We start from the raw sequence: 17382 nt of genomic DNA on the forward strand, positions 1-17382 counted from the left end.
CCGAAGGATGGGAAAGATGGAGATCAGGCCATCTGGCTGATGGTCTTGCGAAAACGCGCCAGAGAGGCGGTGAACAGCACAGCGCCAATGGCCAGTATGGCCAGCCATTGTGGCCAGACCATGTCGAGGCCCGCACCCCGGTACAGGATGGCCTGCGCGGCCGCCACGAAATGCGTGGTGGGCGCGGCCAGCATCACGTATTGCACCAGCTCCGGCATGCTTTCGCGCGGGGTCACGCCGCCCGACAGCATTTGCAGCGGCAGCAGGGTCAGCACCAGCAGCATGCCGAACTGCGGCATGGAGCGGGCCACGGTGGCCAGGAAGATGCCCATGGAGGTGGTGGCAAACAGGTGCAGCGCCGCCAGCCCCATGAACAGCGGCACCGAGCCCTGCACCGGCACCTGGAGGGCGCCCTGCACCACGAACACCAGCGCCACCAATGCCGCCAGCAGCACCACCAGCCCCATGGACCAGACCTTGGCCAGCATGATCTCGCCGGGCGTCACGGGCATGACCAACAGATGCTCGATGGTGCCGTGCTCGCGCTCGCGGATCAGCGCCGCGCCGGTCAGGATGATGGACAGCATGGTGACGTTGTTGATGATCTCCATCAGCGAGCCGAACCAGGCCTGCTCCAGGTTGGGATTGAAGCGCATGCGCACGTTCAGCTCGACCGGCAGCTGCGCATCGCCGCGGTGGCGCTGCACGAATTCGCCCACCTCACCCGCCACGATCTGCTGGATATAGCCGCTGCCGGTGAAGGCCTGGCTCATGCGCGTGGCATCCACATTGAGCTGCACCACAGGGGCCAGCCCGGCCAGCACCTCGCGCTGAAAATTGGGCGGAATGTCGAGCACAAAGGTGTAATTGCCGTTGTCCATGCCGGCATCCATCTCGGCCAGCGTGATCAGGCGCGGGGTGGTGAAGTACGGCGGGTAGAAGCTGGCCACGATGCGCGCCGACAGCGGTGAATCGTCTTCGTCCACGATGGCGATGGCCGCCTTGTGCAGGCTCTCGGGCATGGCCGTGGCGGCCACGTAGATCGACACGGTGAAGGTGTAGGCGATCAGCACCAGCATCATGGGGTCGCGCACCAGGCTCCACAGTTCCTTGATGCCCAGGCGCCAGATGTTGGCAAGGGATGCGGCGTGCATGCTCAGGCCTCCTGCTTGCGCAGCAGCAGTATCGCCGCGCTGACGATCACCGGCGCCGCGATCAGCAAGGGCCAGAACGACGGCAGCAGGCTGCCCAGGTCCAGTGCCTTGCTGAAAACGCCCCGGCTGATGGTCAGGAAATGCGTGGCCGGGAAAATGCGGCCCACGAAGGCGCCCACGCCTTCGAGCGAGGACACCGGGTTGATCAGCCCCGCGTACTGGATGGACGGAATCAGCGTGCCGATCATGGTGACGAACATCGCCGAAATCTGGCTGCGCGTGAAGGTGGAGGCCAGCAGGCCAATGCCCGTGGAAGACACCACGAACACCAGCGCCGCCAGCGCCAGGGTGGCAAAGCTGCCCTTGAGCGGCACGTCAAACACCGTGACGGCCATCGCGGTCATGAGCAGGAAGTTGAACATGGCCAGCACGATGTAGGGCAGCTGCTTGCCCAGCAGGAACTCGGCCCGCGTGACGGGCGTGACGTAGAGGTTGATGATGGAGCCCAGCTCTTTTTCGCGCACCACCGACAGCGCCGTGAGCATGGCCGGTATCAGCATCAGCAGCAGCGGAATCACGGCCGGCACCATGGCTGGCAGGCTCTTCACGTCGGGGTTGTAGCGAAAACGGGTCTCGACCGTGCTGGCCGTCGCCGGCCGCACGCCCAGCCGGTGCCGCGCCTGGTCGGCCAGCCACATCTGGTGCATGGCGCCGATGTAGCCGCGCACGGTTTCCGCACGCATGGGCATGGCGCCGTCCACCCAGGCGGCCACCTGCACCGGGCGCCCATGCTGCAGGTCGCGCGCAAAGCCGGGCGGGATCTCGATGACCAGCGCCAGCTCGCCGCTGCGCATGCGCTGGTCCAGCTCGGCGTGGCTGCGCACGGGCGGCTTTTCGATGAAGTAGCGCGAGCCCGCGAGGTTGAGGGTGTAGTTCTGGCTCAGCGTGGTCTGGTCCTGGTCGAGCACGGCGTAGCTGAGGTCTTCCACGTCCATGCTGATGCCGTAGCCGATGATGAACATCAGCAGGGCGGTGCCGAGCAGCGCCAGCGTGGCGCGCACCGGGTCGCGCCGCAGCTCCAGCGTCTCGCGCCACATGTAGCTCAGGGCGCGGCCCAGGTTGAAGAAGTCCCGGCGGCGCGGCGTGGCGGAGGGCGCGCTGTGCGGTGCGGGTTCGGTGGCGGCGGGTGCGGGCGTGCTTGGGGCGGGCGCGGCCCGCCGGGTGCCCGAGGCATCTTCCAGGTAGGCAATGAAGGCCTGCTCCAGCGAGCCCGCGCCGCGCTGCGCGGCAATGTCTGCCGGCGGCGCGCTGACCAGCACCTTGCCGGCATGCATGAGCGAGATGCGGTCGCAGCGTTCGGCCTCGTTCATGAAGTGGGTGGAGATGAAGATCGTCACACGGTCGCGCCGCGACAGTTCGATCAGCAGGCGCCAGAAATTGTCGCGCGCCACCGGGTCCACGCCCGAGGTGGGTTCGTCCAGGATCAGCAGCTCGGGCTGGTGCACCATGGCCACGGCCAGCGACAGGCGCTGGCGCAGGCCCAGGGGCAGGGCATCGGGCAGGCTGTCGATTTCGTCGTGCAGGCCAAAGCGCTCGACCATGGCCTGCACGCGAGCCTGCACCTGCGCCTCGGGCACATGGAACAGGCGCGCGTGCAGCACCAGGTTCTGCCGCACGGTCTGCTCGCCATACAGCGAAAACGCCTGCGACATGTAGCCCACGCGGCGGCGGGTTTCGATGTCGCGGGGGTCCACCTTCTGGCCGAACAGCCAGGCCTCGCCCTCGCTGGCCGGCAGCAGCCCGGTCAGCATCTTCATGGTGGTGGACTTGCCGCAGCCGTTGGAGCCCAGAAAGCCAAAAATCTCGCCACGGCGGATGCGGAAATCCACCTGGTCCACGGCCACGAAGTCGCCAAAGCGCATGGTCAGGCCCTGCGCCTCGATGGCCACCTGCGTGTTGTCGTCCAGTGCCAGCGGCGTGATCTCCACCGGCTGGTGGCCGCGTTTCTTTTCCTCGGGCAGCAGCGCGATGAAGGCGGCTTCGAGGTTGCGGGTGCCGGTGCGTTGCAGCAGCGCGTGGGGCGTGCCGGTGGCCAGCACCTGGCCGTCGTCCATGGCCACCAGCCAGTCAAAGCGCTGGGCTTCATCCATGTAGGCGGTGGCCACGACCACGCTCATCTGCGGGCGCTCTTGCCGGATGCTGGCGATCAGGTCCCAGAACTGGGCGCGTGCCAGCGGGTCCACGCCAGTGGTGGGCTCGTCCAGGATCAGCAGGTCGGGGTCGTGGATCAGCGCGCAGCACAGGCCGAGCTTTTGCTTCATGCCGCCCGAGAGCTTGCCGGCCGGGCGCGCCAGAAAGGGGTGCAGGCCGGTGCTGTGCGTCAGGTGGTCGATGCGCCGGCGCCGCTCGGCCGCGTCGTGGCCGAACAGGCGGGCGAAGAACTGCAGGTTTTCCTCGACCGAGAGCGTGGGGTACAGGTTTTTCCCCAGGCCCTGGGGCATGTAGGCGATGCGCGGGCAGACCGCATCGCGGTGCCGTTTGCTGCGCATGTCACCGTCCAGCACCTGCAGGCTGCCCTGCTGCAGCGCCCGCGCACCCGCCAGCAAGGCCAGCAGGCTGGACTTGCCCACGCCGTCCGGGCCGATGAGCCCGACCATGCGCTGGGCCGGCAGCTCCAGCTGTATGTCCGCCAGTGCCACGGTGGTGGCATAGCGCAGGCCCACACCGTCCAGACGGGCCACGCAGGGTAAAGCGGCCACGCCTTACTCCGGCAGCTTCACGGCCAGGTGGGCCGGCCACGGGGCCGCCGCATCGAGCTTGAGCCAGGCCATGCCGGGCAGGCCGGTCTTGACCAGCTGGGCATGCTTTTGCAGCAACTCGGGGGCGATCTGCGCCTTGACGCGGAACATCATCTTTTGCCGTTCGCTGGCGGTTTCCACCGTTTTGGGGGTGAATTGCGCGGTGCTGGCCACGAACGAAACCTTGGCCGGAATCACCAGCTGCGGCGCCGCATCGAGCACGATGCGCACCTCGCTGCCCAGGGCCAGCCTGCCGGCCACGGGTTCGGGCAGGAAGAAGGTCATGTAGACATCGGACAGGTCCACCAGATTCAGCACCTTGCCGCCACCGCCGATCACCTCTCCCGGCTGGGCAATGCGGTATTGCACGCGGCCGCTGCGGGGCGCCACGAGCGCGCTGTCGTCAATGTCGGCCTTGATGCGTGCCACGGATGCTTCGGCGGCCGTCACGGCGGCGCGCGCGCTGGCCACCTGGGTGCGTGCGGCGGTGATGGCGGCCTGCGCGGCGTCGGCCTGGGCCTTGGCCGCCACCACGGCGGCCTGCAGGCTGCGTTCGCGGGCGCGGTCGTCGTCCACTTCCTGGTCGGACGATGCGCCTTCGCGCACCAGCGTCTGCGAGCGGGCCAGACGCCGCTGCGCGGCCTCCAGCTCGCTCTGGCGTTGCGCCACCAGGGCCTGCACGGCCTGCCGGTCGCTTTCGCGCACTGCGACCTGGGCCTGGGCGCTGGCCACGGCGGCAACGGCCTGCTGGTGCCGTGCCTGGGCTTCGTCGCGCGAGGCTTCCAGCGTGCTGATCTGCATGTGGGCCAGGGTCTGGCCGGCGGTGACGAATTCGCCCTCTTTCACCACAATGCTCTGCACGCGGCCGCCCAGCTTGGCCGCCACGTCGATCTCGGTGGCTTCAATGCGGCCATTGCCGCTGACAAATCCGTCGCCGGGGCCCTGGGGGCGCAGCATGGACCAGGCGTAGGCGCCGCCGGCCAATACGGCGGCTGCAATGGCCAGGAGGATGAGCCGGTTCTTGAGGGTGGGGTTCATGGTGCTTTAACGAGGGGGCTCAGGGAACGGAGCCTGTGGGTGGCGTGGCCGTGGCCGGCGCGGCCAGCGCGCCACCGCCCAGCGCCGCATACAGGCCGACCTGGCTGGACAGGACGGCGCGGCGCATCTGCACCACCTGCTGCTCGGCAACCAGCAGGTCGCGTTGGGCATCGAGCACCTCCAGAAAGGCGGCGGCGCCATGGTCATAGCGCAACTGGGACAGGCGCGCGCGCTCGCTCTGGGCGGCCCGCGCATCCTGGGCAATGGCCAGCTGGCGGGCCAGTGCCTGGCGCGCCACCAGCGCGTCGGACACATCGCGGAAGGCGCCCTGCACGGTTTTTTCGTAGTTGGCCACGGCGATGTCGCGGCGCACCTCGGCCAGGTTCAGGTTGTTGCGCAGGCGCCCGCCGTTGAAGAGGGGCAGCGAAATGCTGGGCGAAAACGTCCAGGCCTGGCTGCCGCTGTCGAACAGGCCACCGAGCTCGGCGCTGGCGGTGCCCAACGAACCCGTGAGCGCCACGCGCGGGAAAAACGCCGCGCGCGCCGCGCCGATCTGCGCCTGGGCTGCGCGCAGCTGGTGCTCGGCCGCCATGATGTCGGGGCGCTGGGCGAGCAGGTCGGAGGGCAGGCCCGCGCGCAGTGGCGGCATCGACAGGCTGTCCAGCCGCACGGCTACGGCGGGCGGTGCCACGGGCGCACCCACCAGCAGCGCCAGGGCGTTGGCCTGCTGCGCGCGCGCCTGCTCCAGCTGGGCGCCCAGCGCCTGGGCCTGCGTGAGCAGTGTTTGCACCTGGGTCAGGTTCAGCCGCGAGGCCGAGCCCACATCCACGCGGCGCTGGAAGATGCGCAGGCTTTCCTGGCGGCTGGCGATGGCCTGGTGCGCCAGTTCCAGGCGCTCGTCGAGTTCCCGCAGTGCCAGTTCGCTCTGGGCGACCTGCGCGATCAGGCCCAGGGTGACGGCGTGGCGGGCCGCATCGGTGGCCAGGTAGTTTTGCAGTGCCGCATCGTTCAGGCTGCGCACCCGCCCCCAGAAGTCGATTTCCCAGCTGGCCAGGCCCAGGCCCGCCTGGTACTGGCTGCTCAGGAGGGGCTGGCCCGTCAGGTTCAGGTCGGCCGGCACGCGCGAGCGGTCCATGCCCGCCTGGGCGCCGAGGGTGGGCAGCAGATCGGCGCGCTGGATGCCATGGGCGGCGCGGGCCTCCTGCACGCGCAGCGCGGTGGCGCGCAGGTCGCGGTTGTTCGCCAGTGCCTGGGCCATCAGGGTTTGCAGGCGCGGGTCGGTGAAATAGTCGCGCCAGCCGGTGGTGGCGGCCGGGGTGCCCTCGTCTGGCGCGGGCAGGGCGTAATGCGCGGGCACCGGCAGGGCGGGCGTCTCATGGGGCGGCGCCATCGAGGCGCAGCCGGCTAGCGCCCCGATGGCGGCTGCCAGGGTGACGGCGCGCCGTGCAGTTGGATGACTGGTGTGGTGCGGGTGGCGATCCATGGCTATTTCTGCAGCACATAGGTGCCCGGAGCGTCGCCGACGGGCTTGTAGGCGCCCGACCCTGTGCGTGGGGGCTTGACCGGTGCGCCCGAGCGCGCCTTCAGCCACGCCAGCCAGGCCGGCCACCAGGAGTCGGGTGTTTCCGGTGCAGCGGCCAGCCACGCGTCGGGCGGCAGGTAGTTGCCGCCCGCCGGGCGGGTCAGCATCTGGAAATGCCGGCGCGGGTTGCCGGGCGGGCTGACGATGCCTGCATTGTGGCCGCCACTGGTGAGCACGAAGGTGGTTTCGGCGGAGCTCAGCTGTTGCAGCTTGAAGACCGAACGCCAGGGCGCCACATGGTCGGTGACGGTGCCGACCATGAAGGTGGGCAAGGTGATGTCGCCCAGGGTCACGGGCTTGCCGCCCACCGGGTAGCGGCCTTCGCTGAGGTCGTCGTCGAGGAACAGCCGGCGCAGGTACTGCGAGTGCATGGTGGCCGGCATGCGGGTGGTGTCGGCGTTCCAGGCCATCAGGTCGTTCATGGGGGCCCGCTCTCCCAGCAGGTATTCGTTGACCAGGCGCGACCACAGCAGGTCGTAGGAGCGCAGCATCTGGAACGCGCCGGCCATCTGGGCCCCGGTGAGGTAGCCGGTCTGGGCCATTTGCGCTTCCAGCAGGCTGATCTGGCTGTTATCGATGAACAGGGCCAGTTCGCCCGGCTCGGTGAAGTCGGTCTGCGCCGCGAAGAGCGTCATGGAGGCCAGGCGCTCGTCCCCGTCGCGCGCCATGGCGGCGGCCGCAATCGCCAGCAGCGTGCCCCCCAGGCAGTAGCCGGCGGCGTGCACCTTGGCCTGGGGCACGATGGTGTTGACGGCGTTCAGTGCGGCGTGAAAGCCCTGGTCCAGGTAATCGTCCATGCCCAGATCACGGTCCTCGGCGCCTGGGTTGATCCAGGAAATACAGAACACCGTGTGCCCCTGGTCCACCAGATATTTGATGAGCGAGTTGTGGGGCGACAGGTCGAGGATGTAGTACTTCATGATCCACGCCGGCACGATCAGGATCGGCTCGGGGTGCACGGCTGGGGTGGTGGGCGTGTACTGGATCAGCTCCATCACGCGGTTCTTCAGCACCACCTTGCCGGGCGTGATGCCCACGTCGCGGCCGACCACGAAGTTCTCGGCGCCAGCGGGTGGTGCGCCTGCAGCGTGGCGCCGGGCGTCCTCCAGCAGATGGAGCGCGCCACGCGCCAGGTTGGCGCCGCCTTGCGCGAGCGTGCGGTTCAGCACCACGGGATTGGTGGCCAGCTGATTGCCGGGCGAGAAAATGTCCAGGAACTGCCGGGCTGCGAAGGCCACCATGTCTTCGTGGTGCTTGTCCACACCCCAGACGCCGTGCGTTGCGGCGGCCCACCATTGCTCGGTGAGCACAAAAGACTGGTGCATGAGGTTGAACGGCCACTGCTGCCACGCGGGGTCGGCAAAGCGCCGGTCCTGGGCAGGGGTCGCCACGGCATGGCGGGCTTCCCTGTCGGGGCCGGCCGCCATCCGCGCCTGGGCATAGGCGGCCATCTCCTGCCCCTGGCGCAGCGCCAGGTGCGCCAGGTCCATGCACTTGCCTGGCGAGGCGGCCAGATGCAGGGCCCAGTCACTGCCCGCCATCAGGGCGGAGGCGTGGGACAGCGACGCAACGCTGCGGGCCAGTGCCGCATGGATGGCGGGGTCGAGCCGCTCGGCCATGAACAGGGGGGCATTGGCAGGGGGTGGCATGTCGGGAGTCTCCGGTGAAGAGCGGGCCAAGGGTGCTGGGATACTTTACGAAGTGGCGGCGCGCGTGAATTGACATGTGTCAATTTGTGGCGGATTGCCGACGGGACGGCCGCTGTCGGCGCACCAGCATAGGCAGGGACCAAGACACAACGATGTCCCCTGCCGAGCGTGCTGTTGCGCGAGGCCCTGCGGCGCGGGTGTAGGGGGTGGGTGCCGGGATGTGAATCCGGCCGCGAATTCAGCCGGTCGCGAAGTGATCGAATGAGGCGTAGCGCCGTGCGACCGGCTGCCCTTGCGCATCCACCAGCCGCAGGCCCGGCGCGGCCTCGATGCGACCGATGCGCGTGACGGGCGTGTCGCTGGCCAGGGCTGCGGAGGCCACCGCAGCGCGCCGGGCCTGCGGGGCGGTGAACGCCAGTTCGTAGTCGTCGCCGCCCGCCAGCGTGCACTGGCGAATCAGTTCAGGGCCAAATTGGCAGATGGGGCGTGATGGAGAGTCGCTGGCAGCTATTAGATTGGAAGTGATGTGGGTGTCGAGGCACGCCCCGACACCCGACGCTTTCAGGATGTGCGACAGGTCGCCCAGCAGCCCGTCGCTCACATCCAGGGCACTGCTGGCCACGCCGCGCAGGGCCTGGCCCAGGGCCACGCGGGGCGTGGGCTGCTCCAGCCGCAGGCGGCCGGCGGCCAGCACCTCGGGTGGCAGGGTGATATGCCCCTGCAGCGCCTCCAGCGCCAGGCGGGCGTCGCCCAGCGTGCCGCTCACATAGATGTCGTCGCCGGGCCGTGCGCCGCTGCGCAGCAGGGCCTGGCCGGCTGGCACTTCGCCGAACACGGTGATGCAGATATTGAGCGGGCCCTGCGTGGTGTCGCCACCCACCAGCTCGCAACCCTGCGCATCGGCCAGCGCCAGCAACCCGCTGGAGAAACCTGCCAGCCAGGCCTCATCCACGCGGGGCAGCGCCAGCGCCAGCGTGAAAGCCAGCGGGCGCGCGCCGCAGGCCGCCAGGTCCGACAGGTTCACGGCCAGCGCCTTGTGGCCCAGGCGTTCGGGGGCTACGTCGGCAAAGAAATGCCGGCCCTCCACCAGCATGTCGCTGGACACGGCCAGCTGCATGCCCGGTGCGGGCGCCAGCAGCGCGCAGTCGTCGCCCACGCCGAGCGCGGCGCGGTGCACGGGCCGCGTGAAATAGCGTGCGATCAGGTCGAATTCACCCATGGGTGAGGATTGTGCGGTGTATCGAGTGCAGAGCCGCCGCGCAAGGGCCGCCAGTGCGCGGTACGGGCGCTGGCGGCGTCCCCCTGGGGGAGGGCGCCGAAGGCGACTCAGGGGGGATCAGTTCGTGCCACGAAAGCGCAGCGCGGCCTGGCGGCTGACTTCGGCCAGCAACTGCTCTTCGCGCTGGCGCTCGCGCAGCCAGCGGGCGTCGTTGTGGCCGGCTTCGGCCTCGGTGCGCAGCATGTGCATGGCGTTCGACGCGCCTTGCATGGCGGCGTGTCCGGCGATCTGGTCCATGGTCATGCGGATATGGTCGCGCAGCGGCATGTGGCTGCCGGTGGCCGGGTCCACATACACGGCGTCCATGCCAAAGCGGCAGGCCTGAAAGCGGTTGTAGGTGTAGACGAGGTAGTCGTCCTCCTGGGGCATGAACGGCTGCTCGGCCAGGAACCAGGCGCCCAGCGACTGCACGAAACCGGCCAGCGCGGCGGCGCGCTCGATCGTCAGCGGGGTGTCGAACACGCGGATCTCGATGGTGCCGAACTCGGGCTTGGGGCGGATGTCCCAGTAAAAGTCCTTCATGCTCTTGACCACGCCGGTGCGGGTCATCTTGTTGAAATAGGCCGTGAAATCGTCCCAGGTCAGTGCAAACGGCGCACGGCCCGACAGCGGAAACGCAAACACCGAGTTGAGCCGTGCCGAATCGAACGCCGTGTCCTGCCCCTGCACGTAGGGGCTGGACGCCGACAGCGCAATGAAGTGCGGGATGTAGCGCGACATGCGGTGCAGCATCAGCAGCGCCGCGTCGGCATCGGGACAGCCGATGTGCACATGCTGACCAAAGATGGTGAACTGCTTGGAGAGGTAGCCATACAGCTGCGACAGTTCCTGAAAGCGCGGTTTGTCGTAGATGCGCCGCTCATGCCACTGCTGGAACGGGTGCGTGCCGCCACCCACCACGGCAATGTTGAGCTTGTCGGCGCTCTTGACCAGGGCCTCGCGGATGGGACTGAGCTGCCCCAGCACCTCGCTGGCCGAATGGCAGATGCCGGTGGAGATCTCGATCATGCTGTTGGTCATCTCGGGGACCACGCTGCCGGGCAGCGGCACCTTGCGCATCAGGCGCAGCATGTCTTCGGCGTAGGGCGCCAGATCGTAGTCGTGGGTGTTGACCAGCTGCAGTTCCAGCTCGACGCCCAGCGTCAGCGGCTCGGAATGGTGAAATGCTTCAAGACTCACTGCTGTCTCCATGGCCACCGCGCGCGAGCGGGGCCCAGGGTTTGGAACTCTCGCCCGCACGGTAGATGGCCACCGTGGCGATCACGGCACCCAGCACTTCCATGAGCAGGATGGCCGGCAGCGCCACGCGGGCGATCAGATGGCCCGTGGAGGGCGATGCCACCACGAACTGCGACGCGATCAGCAGCGCGATGGACGACATGGGCGTCATGGCGCAGCCCACCCACAGGGCCTGGCGCCAGCTGGCGCCGCTGCCCACATTGCCCAGTCCCACGCCCACGGCCTTGGCCACCAGGCGCACGGCGATCAACGCCAGCACCACGCCGGCCACGGGGCCGCTCCAGTCAGCCTGCGCCGCCACCGTGGACACCAGCACGAACATCAGCATGGTGAGCAGCGACGAGGCATTGCCCAACTGGCGCGGCCAGGCCCAGGGGCGCGGATTGAGCTGCTTGAGCAGCATGCCGCCCAGCAGCGCCGCCAGGGGGGCAGAGCCGCCCATGTGCGCGGCCACGGCCGTGGCCGCGGCGATCAGGGCCAGCAGCAGCATGGAGGTGTTCTCGCTGGTGGGGTTCATGAAGCGCAGGGCCATGCGCAGCACCAGCGACAACACGGCCGCCACGATGATCGACACGCCCAGCACCACCACCACGGGATACATGGTGTCGAACAGCGTGACGCTTTGGCGGTTGATCTGCTCTGCGCGGGCGCTGCCCAGCGTCAGCGCATACAGGGTGGACAGGGTGGCGAGCACGATGGCGCGTTCGGTCACCGGGCCGGCTGCGCGGGTGTCTGCCACCACGCGCGTGAGCACGGCGGGCGAAGCCGCCAGCGCCACCAGGGCCAGGGGGGCGGCCACATGCGCGGGCATGTCGAGCCACACCAGCACCCAATAGACGGCAAAGTAGGTCAGTGCCGATTCGGCGATGCTCTGCACCAGCACCATGGGGTTGTGGCGAAACCAGCGCAGCGGAATGCGTCCACCGCATTCGAACAGCACGATGGAGATGCCGAGCTCCAGCAGAAACAGCCCGATGCCCTGCAATGGCCACACTGCCCCACTGAAGCCCGCCAGGCCGGCGACGGTGCCGACCAGGGAATAGCCCACCACCTTGGGCAGACCCGTGTGGCGCTGGGTGAGGTAGCCCACCATGGCGGCCACCGCCAGCAGCAGCGACCACTGCACCGTGGGCAGCCCCGCCGAAGGGCGCAGCCATTGGGCCCAGAAGCTCAGGATTTCATTCATGTCATAAGTCCTCTCCATCAGACGGGCAGCGCCCGGTGGACGGGAAGAAAAGGCAGGGCGCCAGCTGGCGCCGCGGTCCTTCCCGGCGGTTGCCTGAATTTACCTGCGCAAACGCGAGGCCTCTGTAGGACAGGGGCGTTCATGCTGGCGCAGACCAGTCACGCCCGAATCAGGCGGCCCGGCGTTCAGGGGCGAAAAAGCTCAGAGGCGCCTTGCGCAGGCGGCGCCGCATCGCTGCATAGATGCGTGAACGGTCTACACCGCTCACGTTGTGGGCACGCAATGCCAGGCGAAAAGCCAGGTAAAAACTCACACTGACATTGAGGGCGCCCAGCAGGGGAAGGGTGGCAACGGCCCACCAGAACGCACTTTGGTGAAAGATGTCCCAGCCCAGTGCCGCCGTGGCCGCACCCAGCTGGCCCGAAGACAGTGTGACATGGCGCACATCCAGCCCCAGCCCGAAAAACCCTGCAAACGCCGGGACCAGGCCGAGCATGAAGCCCAGCGAGATGTTGGCGGCCAAGCCCGACAGGTTTTCGCGCAGGAAGCGCGCCCAGCGCGCGGCGCGTTCCTGGCCCAGGCGGGCGGTGATGCGCGGGTTGTAGCGCACGGCCGAGTCGAGCCGGTGCAGCACGAACCAGTTTTCGGTCCAGCCGGCGATGATGCTGGACGCGAACAGCAGCACGCCCGTGAAGGCGGCAAACAGCAGCGAGGGTCCCAGCAGGTGCAGGGACTCCAGCACCTGGCCCGCCTCGTCCGCACTGATGGCGGGAGAGCCCTTGGCCCAGGCGATCAGCAGTGCCAGGGCCAGAACCAGCGGGTACACCACCAGCACATTGCCCAGCACGGCCGCCACCTGCGAGCGCACCAGGTGGGTGACTTCGTCCACGAACGACTCGATGGCCTCGCCCGAAGCCAGTTCCTTGAGCTTGGCCGCCATGGCAGGTGCCGTCATTGCCGGCTGCTTGGTCGCCACGGTGAAATGCAGCAGCTGCACCAGCACAAAGCTCACCGCATAGTTCACACCGGCCCAGAAGCCGCCCCAGAACGCCGACAGGGCCAGCGCATACAGGCCAAACTTGGCCAGCGTGGTCAAGGCCATCACGGCGCCCCCACCGGCGGCTTTTTTCACCATCGAGCGGTACTCGGCCGCCGTGCGCGTGATGTAGTGCTCGCCCGTCTCGGCGCTGCGCTCGGCCACCTTGGCCGCCAGCAGCGAGGAGTTGGAGGCCAGCAGCGCCCGCAGGCTGCGCCGCTCCTGCCCCACCTCCACCAGGTGCGCCAGAAGGCGGGCCGCCGTGGCGGCGGGCTGGGGAGACAGCAGGCACTCGAGCAGCTCCCGCACCCGCAGGATGCGCGCGCGCAGCTGCCGCAGCCGAAACACCAGGTCCACGGAAATGCCGTTGTCCTCGAAGTGGGTGTACACGGTGGCCGCGGCGGCCCGGCAGGCTTCCAGGCGCTCGCGCAGACGCTGGGCGGCCTCCTGCAGCCGGTCGGGTGTGCGCAGCGCGTGCAGCACCTCGGTGCGCAGGCTCTCCACGTCGCGAATCAGCGCATGAAAGGGCTGTGCTTCGCGGGCCGATGCACTCATGTGCAGGCGCAAGCCGGGCGCGAAACCGGTCGAAAGGATCTGCCCTGCGCAGTAGGTGATGGCGTCGAGCAGCGCATGCTGCCAGCGCGACGCCCCCTGGGGGTTTTGCGGCATCAGCAGGGCTGCCAGCCGGTTCAGCAGGGTTTCGTCCAGCGCGCCGAGCCACTTGGCATCGAAAGCGCTGGGCAGGGCCAGTACGAAGAGTTCCGAGGCGTCAATGGTTTCGGGGCTGTGCGGCAGCAGCTGGTTGCGCAGTCGCTCGGCCGCTTCGCTGAGCACGGCCGTGTCCTTGGCGAAGCCAAAATCGGCCAGCAGCGTGGTGATGTCCACGGACTCCACGAGGGCGGCCCACCAGGCCTGCAGCCGGGGCTGTACGTCAGGGCGCGCCTCGACCGCTTCCAGGAACAGCTGTACGCGCGCCGTGGCGCCCGGCGCCGAATCGCGCGCGCCGCGCACCCAGTTCAGCAGGTCGATCAGCCACAGGTGGCGCTGTGCCATTCCTGCCTGCGGGTCCAGCGCCGCCAGCAGCCCTGCCAGCTCGGTGGCTGGCCGCTTCAATGCAGCACCCTGCCGGCCAGCGGTTGCCCCGAGGCCCCGGGATGGGTGGCCTCCAGCACAAACAAGGGTACCGGGCAGCTGAACGGCTCGCCGTCAACAGCTACGCAATGGAAGGTGCCATGCATGGTGCCGCTGGCGGTGCGCAGGCCGCATCCGCTGGTGTACTGGAACGACTGCCCGGGCTGGAGCAAAGGCTGCTGGCCCACCACGCCGAGGCCCTTGACTTCTTCCGTGTGGCCCCTGGCATCACTGATGACCCAGTGGCGCGAGATCAGTTGTGCGGGCGTATCGCCCGTATTGGTGATGGTGATGGTGTAGGCAAAGCTGAAGACGCCGGAGTCCGGGGAGGATTGTTCTGGCAGGTACTCAGGCTGCACCTGCACGTCAAACTGGTACTTGGACATGGACGGATGGTAACTGCGACAATCGCGCCATGAGCCGTACTTTTCGCATTGCCCCTTCGATCCTCTCTGCCGATTTCGCCCGCCTGGGTGAAGAGGTGCGCAGCGTCATTGCCGCCGGTGCCGACTGGATCCACTTTGACGTGATGGACAACCATTACGTGCCCAATCTCACCTTCGGCCCCATGGTCTGCCAGGCGCTCAAGCCGCATGCGAGGACGGCCGCCGGCGTGGCGGTGCCCGTGGACGTGCACCTGATGATCCAGCCCGTGGATGCCCTGGCCGCGGCGTTTGCCGAGGCGGGCGCAGACTACATCAGCTTTCACCCCGATGCCTCGGGCCATGTGCACCGCAGCATCCAGGCCATTCGCAGCAAGGGCGTGAAACCGGGCCTGGTGTTCAACCCGGCCGAGCCGCTGGATGTGCTGGATTGGGTGATCGATGACATCGACCTCATCCTGATCATGAGCGTGAACCCCGGCTTTGGCGGCCAGAGCTTCATCGATTCGGCCCTGCGCAAGATCGAAGCCGTGCGCAAGCGCATCGACGCATCGGGCAAGGACATCCGCCTGGAAGTGGATGGTGGCATTAAGGCGGACAACATCCGCCGCGTGGCCGATGCAGGTGCGGACACCTTTGTGGCGGGGAGTGCGATTTTCGGCAAACCCGATTACCAGGGCGTCATCGACGCCATGCGCGCGCAGCTGGCCTGAGGGCACTACCGGCTTTCATCGCAGGGTTCAGGACGCAGAAGCCAGTTGTTGTTGCACATGCGCCAGCAGCCCGTCACAGGCATCTTCCAGCAGGTCCAGCACATGCTCGAAACCCTGTGCATTGCCATAGTAGGGGTCGGGCACCACGGGGCTGTCATGGCGCAGGCAGAACTCGGTCAGGCGCCGCAGGCGGTGTTGCTGCCCGGGGGGGCAGCGGCGGTGCAGCTCTGACAGGTTGTCGTCATCCATGGCCAGCAGCAGGTCGAAGCGGTAGAAATCACCATCGGTGACCTGGCGCGACCGAAGATCGGCCAGTGCGTAGCCGCGCCGCCAGGCGTGGGCCTGTGCGCGCACGTCGGGTGGTTCGCCCAGGTGTGATCCGTGGGTTCCGGCGGAGTCGATGCGCACGCTTTCGACCAGCCCGGCGCGTGCGACACGCTGGCGAAACACACCGAGTGCGCTGGGGCTGCGGCAAATGTTGCCCATGCAGACGAAGAGAACAGAAAACTGGTTCATTTCCTTGAATGCCCCCGTCGTGTGAGGGCGCGATTGTAGGGGCGCTGCATTCGCCTGTTCCATCGAAATGTCACGGCTTGAGGCGCAAAACATTTGGAATAAGATGATCGGACAGCATGGCTTGCGGTGTGAAGCGCTGGCCATCCAGCAACGCCGCGTTGGTTCACGGTGAGACCCATGTCTGCAGATAAACGGGGGGCAAGCAAACCATGTTGATCCAGCCGGTGGTGTTGTCCGGCGGTTCGGGCACGCGCCTGTGGCCGCTGTCGCGTGAAAAATACCCCAAGCAATTGCTCGCGCTCATGGGCGACGATTCACTGCTGCAAGCGACCCTGCGTCGGGTGGAGGGGACGCCTGGCGCCGATATCGCACCACCGCTGGTGGTCTGCAACGAGGAATACCGTTTCGTGGTGGCGGAACAATTGCGTGTGATCGGCACGCAAGGCCGCATCGTGCTGGAGCCGGTGGGCCGCAACACCGCTCCGGCGCTGACGCTCGCGGCGCTGGCCGCGCAGTCTGGCGGTGCCGATCCGGTGTTGCTGGTCATGCCCTCGGACCACGTGGTTGCCCAGCCCGCAGTCTTCCAGGAAGGCGTGCGCCACGCCGCGAGGCTTGCGCAGGATGGCGCCATCGTCACTTTCGGCATCACCCCGGATCGCCCCGAAACGGGCTACGGTTATATCCAGGCGGGTGCCTCGGTGGGTGAAGGAGGTGCACGCACCATCACCCGTTTTGTGGAAAAACCCGATCTCGCCACGGCCGAAGGCTATCTGCAGGCGGGCGATTACCTCTGGAACAGCGGCCTGTTCGTGCTGCGTGCTTCCGTTTGGCTCCAAGCGCTGGAGCGGTGCCGTCCCGATATCCTGGCTGCATGCCAGGCGTCGTGGAAAGATGGCGTATCCGACCTGTCGTTTCTGCGGGTCGAGGCCGAGGCATTCGCTGCCTGTCCGAGCGATTCGATTGATTACGCCGTGATGGAGCGATTGGGCGGAGCGCAGTCTCTGCTGGATCTGCCATCGGGTGTGGTGGTGCCGTTGTCGGCAGGCTGGTCCGACGTGGGCGCCTGGGACGCATTGTGGCAAATCCTGCCCAAGGATGCGCAGGGCAATGTGGCGCAAGGGCGGACGCTGATGCAGGACAGCCGCAACACCTTGGCGCTGTCGTCGGGGCGCCTGCTGGCGTGTGTCGGCGTGCAAGGGCTGGTTGTGGTGGAGACGCCTGACGCAGTGCTCGTAGCCGATCAGCGCCACACCCAGGATGTGAAAAAAATCGTCGACCGTCTCAAACGTGACGGCCGAACCGAGGGATTGCTGCACCGCAAGGTATACCGCCCCTGGGGCTGGTACGACGGCGTTGACGCGGGTGAGCGCTTCCAGGTCAAGCGCATTCTGGTCAAGCCTGGCGGCAAGTTGTCGCTGCAGATGCACCACCACCGGGCCGAACACTGGATCGTCGTGCGTGGTACGGCCCGCGTGACCAAGGGCGATGAGGTGTTTCTGCTTTCTGAGAACCAGTCCACCTACATCCCTTTGGGGGTGACGCATCGCCTGGAAAATCCAGGCCAGGTCGATCTGGAGATGATCGAGGTGCAGTCCGGCTCGTATCTGGGGGAGGACGACATCGTGCGGTTCGACGACCTGTATGGGCGCTGATGACCGCGTTGACACCATTGGGCGGG

The 17382-nt window shown here is 67.7% G+C and carries 13 protein-coding genes; 2 read left to right on the top strand and 11 right to left on the bottom strand.

The features are described from left to right. Positions 1 to 23: 23 nt before the first annotated feature. From BLW02_RS13850 to apaG, 10 genes are all read right to left on the bottom strand, one after another. Positions 24 to 1154, bottom strand: a complete 1131-nt coding sequence (locus BLW02_RS13850; RefSeq protein ID WP_092699472.1) for an ABC transporter permease — start codon at positions 1152 to 1154, stop codon at positions 24 to 26. 2 nt (positions 1155 to 1156) lie between these two features. Then, positions 1157 to 3913: a ribosome-associated ATPase/putative transporter RbbA gene (gene rbbA, locus BLW02_RS13855; protein WP_092699474.1), complete on the bottom strand. Its 2757-nt coding sequence runs from the start codon at positions 3911 to 3913 to the stop codon at positions 1157 to 1159. A gap of 3 nt (positions 3914 to 3916) precedes the next feature. Further along, complete coding sequence (locus tag BLW02_RS13860) at positions 3917 to 4990, bottom strand: HlyD family secretion protein (RefSeq protein WP_092699476.1); 1074 nt, start codon at positions 4988 to 4990, stop codon at positions 3917 to 3919. Between the two features lie 19 nt (positions 4991 to 5009). Next, a complete protein-coding gene (locus BLW02_RS13865) occupies positions 5010 to 6473 on the bottom strand; it encodes an efflux transporter outer membrane subunit (protein WP_092699478.1) in 1464 nt (487 codons plus the stop codon). A gap of 2 nt (positions 6474 to 6475) precedes the next feature. Then, entirely contained in the window at positions 6476 to 8221 is a 1746-nt protein-coding gene (locus BLW02_RS13870; protein WP_092699480.1) for an alpha/beta fold hydrolase, read from the bottom strand. A 238-nt stretch (positions 8222 to 8459) separates the two neighbouring features. After that, positions 8460 to 9440 (bottom strand): thiamine-phosphate kinase, encoded by a 981-nt coding sequence (thiL, locus tag BLW02_RS13875; protein WP_092699482.1) that lies wholly within the window; start codon positions 9438 to 9440, stop codon positions 8460 to 8462. Positions 9441 to 9557: 117 nt separating this feature from the next. Next, entirely contained in the window at positions 9558 to 10679 is a 1122-nt protein-coding gene (locus BLW02_RS13880) for a YbdK family carboxylate-amine ligase (protein ID WP_092699484.1), read from the bottom strand. Next, positions 10669 to 11925, bottom strand: a complete 1257-nt coding sequence (locus BLW02_RS13885; RefSeq protein ID WP_092699486.1) for a cation:proton antiporter domain-containing protein — start codon at positions 11923 to 11925, stop codon at positions 10669 to 10671. The genes BLW02_RS13880 and BLW02_RS13885 overlap by 11 nt, the downstream gene beginning before the upstream one ends. A 169-nt stretch (positions 11926 to 12094) precedes the next feature. Next, entirely contained in the window at positions 12095 to 14014 is a 1920-nt protein-coding gene (locus BLW02_RS13890) for a site-specific recombinase (RefSeq protein ID WP_092699532.1), read from the bottom strand. 56 nt (positions 14015 to 14070) lie between these two features. Further along, positions 14071 to 14478, bottom strand: coding sequence for a Co2+/Mg2+ efflux protein ApaG (gene apaG, locus BLW02_RS13895; protein ID WP_092699488.1), 408 nt, complete (start codon positions 14476 to 14478; stop codon positions 14071 to 14073). A gap of 29 nt (positions 14479 to 14507) precedes the next feature. Here apaG and rpe point away from each other — a divergent pair, with 29 nt between their 5' ends. After that, on the top strand, positions 14508 to 15188 hold the full coding sequence (rpe, locus tag BLW02_RS13900) for a ribulose-phosphate 3-epimerase (protein ID WP_092699490.1): 681 nt from the start codon (positions 14508 to 14510) through the stop codon (positions 15186 to 15188). A gap of 27 nt (positions 15189 to 15215) precedes the next feature. On the opposite strand, the gene BLW02_RS13905 is transcribed toward rpe, so the two are convergent. Continuing rightward, positions 15216 to 15704 carry a low molecular weight protein-tyrosine-phosphatase gene (locus tag BLW02_RS13905; RefSeq protein ID WP_092699492.1) on the bottom strand — a complete coding sequence of 163 codons (489 nt, stop codon included), beginning with the start codon at positions 15702 to 15704 and terminating at the stop codon, positions 15216 to 15218. 209 nt (positions 15705 to 15913) lie between these two features. Here BLW02_RS13905 and BLW02_RS13910 point away from each other — a divergent pair, with 209 nt between their 5' ends. Next, positions 15914 to 17356 (top strand): mannose-1-phosphate guanylyltransferase/mannose-6-phosphate isomerase, encoded by a 1443-nt coding sequence (locus BLW02_RS13910; protein WP_092699493.1) that lies wholly within the window; start codon positions 15914 to 15916, stop codon positions 17354 to 17356. Positions 17357 to 17382 lie beyond the last annotated feature (26 nt).

It is taken from the genome of Acidovorax soli, assembly GCF_900107605.1.
Taxonomy (GTDB): Bacteria; Pseudomonadota; Gammaproteobacteria; order Burkholderiales; family Burkholderiaceae_C; genus Acidovorax; species Acidovorax soli.

What these genes read in the sequence shown, in the direction of transcription:
- BLW02_RS13850 (WP_092699472.1), bottom strand. Translation starts at nt 1,154, where the DNA reads ATGCACGCCGCATCCCTTGCCAACATCTGGCGCCTGGGCATCAAGGAA.
- BLW02_RS13860 (WP_092699476.1), bottom strand. Translation starts at nt 4,990, where the DNA reads ATGAACCCCACCCTCAAGAACCGGCTCATCCTCCTGGCCATTGCAGCC.
- BLW02_RS13865 (WP_092699478.1), bottom strand. Translation starts at nt 6,473, where the DNA reads ATGGATCGCCACCCGCACCACACCAGTCATCCAACTGCACGGCGCGCC.
- BLW02_RS13870 (WP_092699480.1), bottom strand. Translation starts at nt 8,221, where the DNA reads ATGCCACCCCCTGCCAATGCCCCCCTGTTCATGGCCGAGCGGCTCGAC.
- thiL (WP_092699482.1), bottom strand. Translation starts at nt 9,440, where the DNA reads ATGGGTGAATTCGACCTGATCGCACGCTATTTCACGCGGCCCGTGCAC.
- BLW02_RS13885 (WP_092699486.1), bottom strand. Translation starts at nt 11,925, where the DNA reads ATGAATGAAATCCTGAGCTTCTGGGCCCAATGGCTGCGCCCTTCGGCG.
- BLW02_RS13890 (WP_092699532.1), bottom strand. Translation starts at nt 14,014, where the DNA reads ATGGCACAGCGCCACCTGTGGCTGATCGACCTGCTGAACTGGGTGCGC.
- apaG (WP_092699488.1), bottom strand. Translation starts at nt 14,478, where the DNA reads ATGTCCAAGTACCAGTTTGACGTGCAGGTGCAGCCTGAGTACCTGCCA.
- rpe (WP_092699490.1), top strand. Translation starts at nt 14,508, where the DNA reads ATGAGCCGTACTTTTCGCATTGCCCCTTCGATCCTCTCTGCCGATTTC.
- BLW02_RS13905 (WP_092699492.1), bottom strand. Translation starts at nt 15,704, where the DNA reads ATGAACCAGTTTTCTGTTCTCTTCGTCTGCATGGGCAACATTTGCCGC.
- BLW02_RS13910 (WP_092699493.1), top strand. Translation starts at nt 15,914, where the DNA reads ATGTTGATCCAGCCGGTGGTGTTGTCCGGCGGTTCGGGCACGCGCCTG.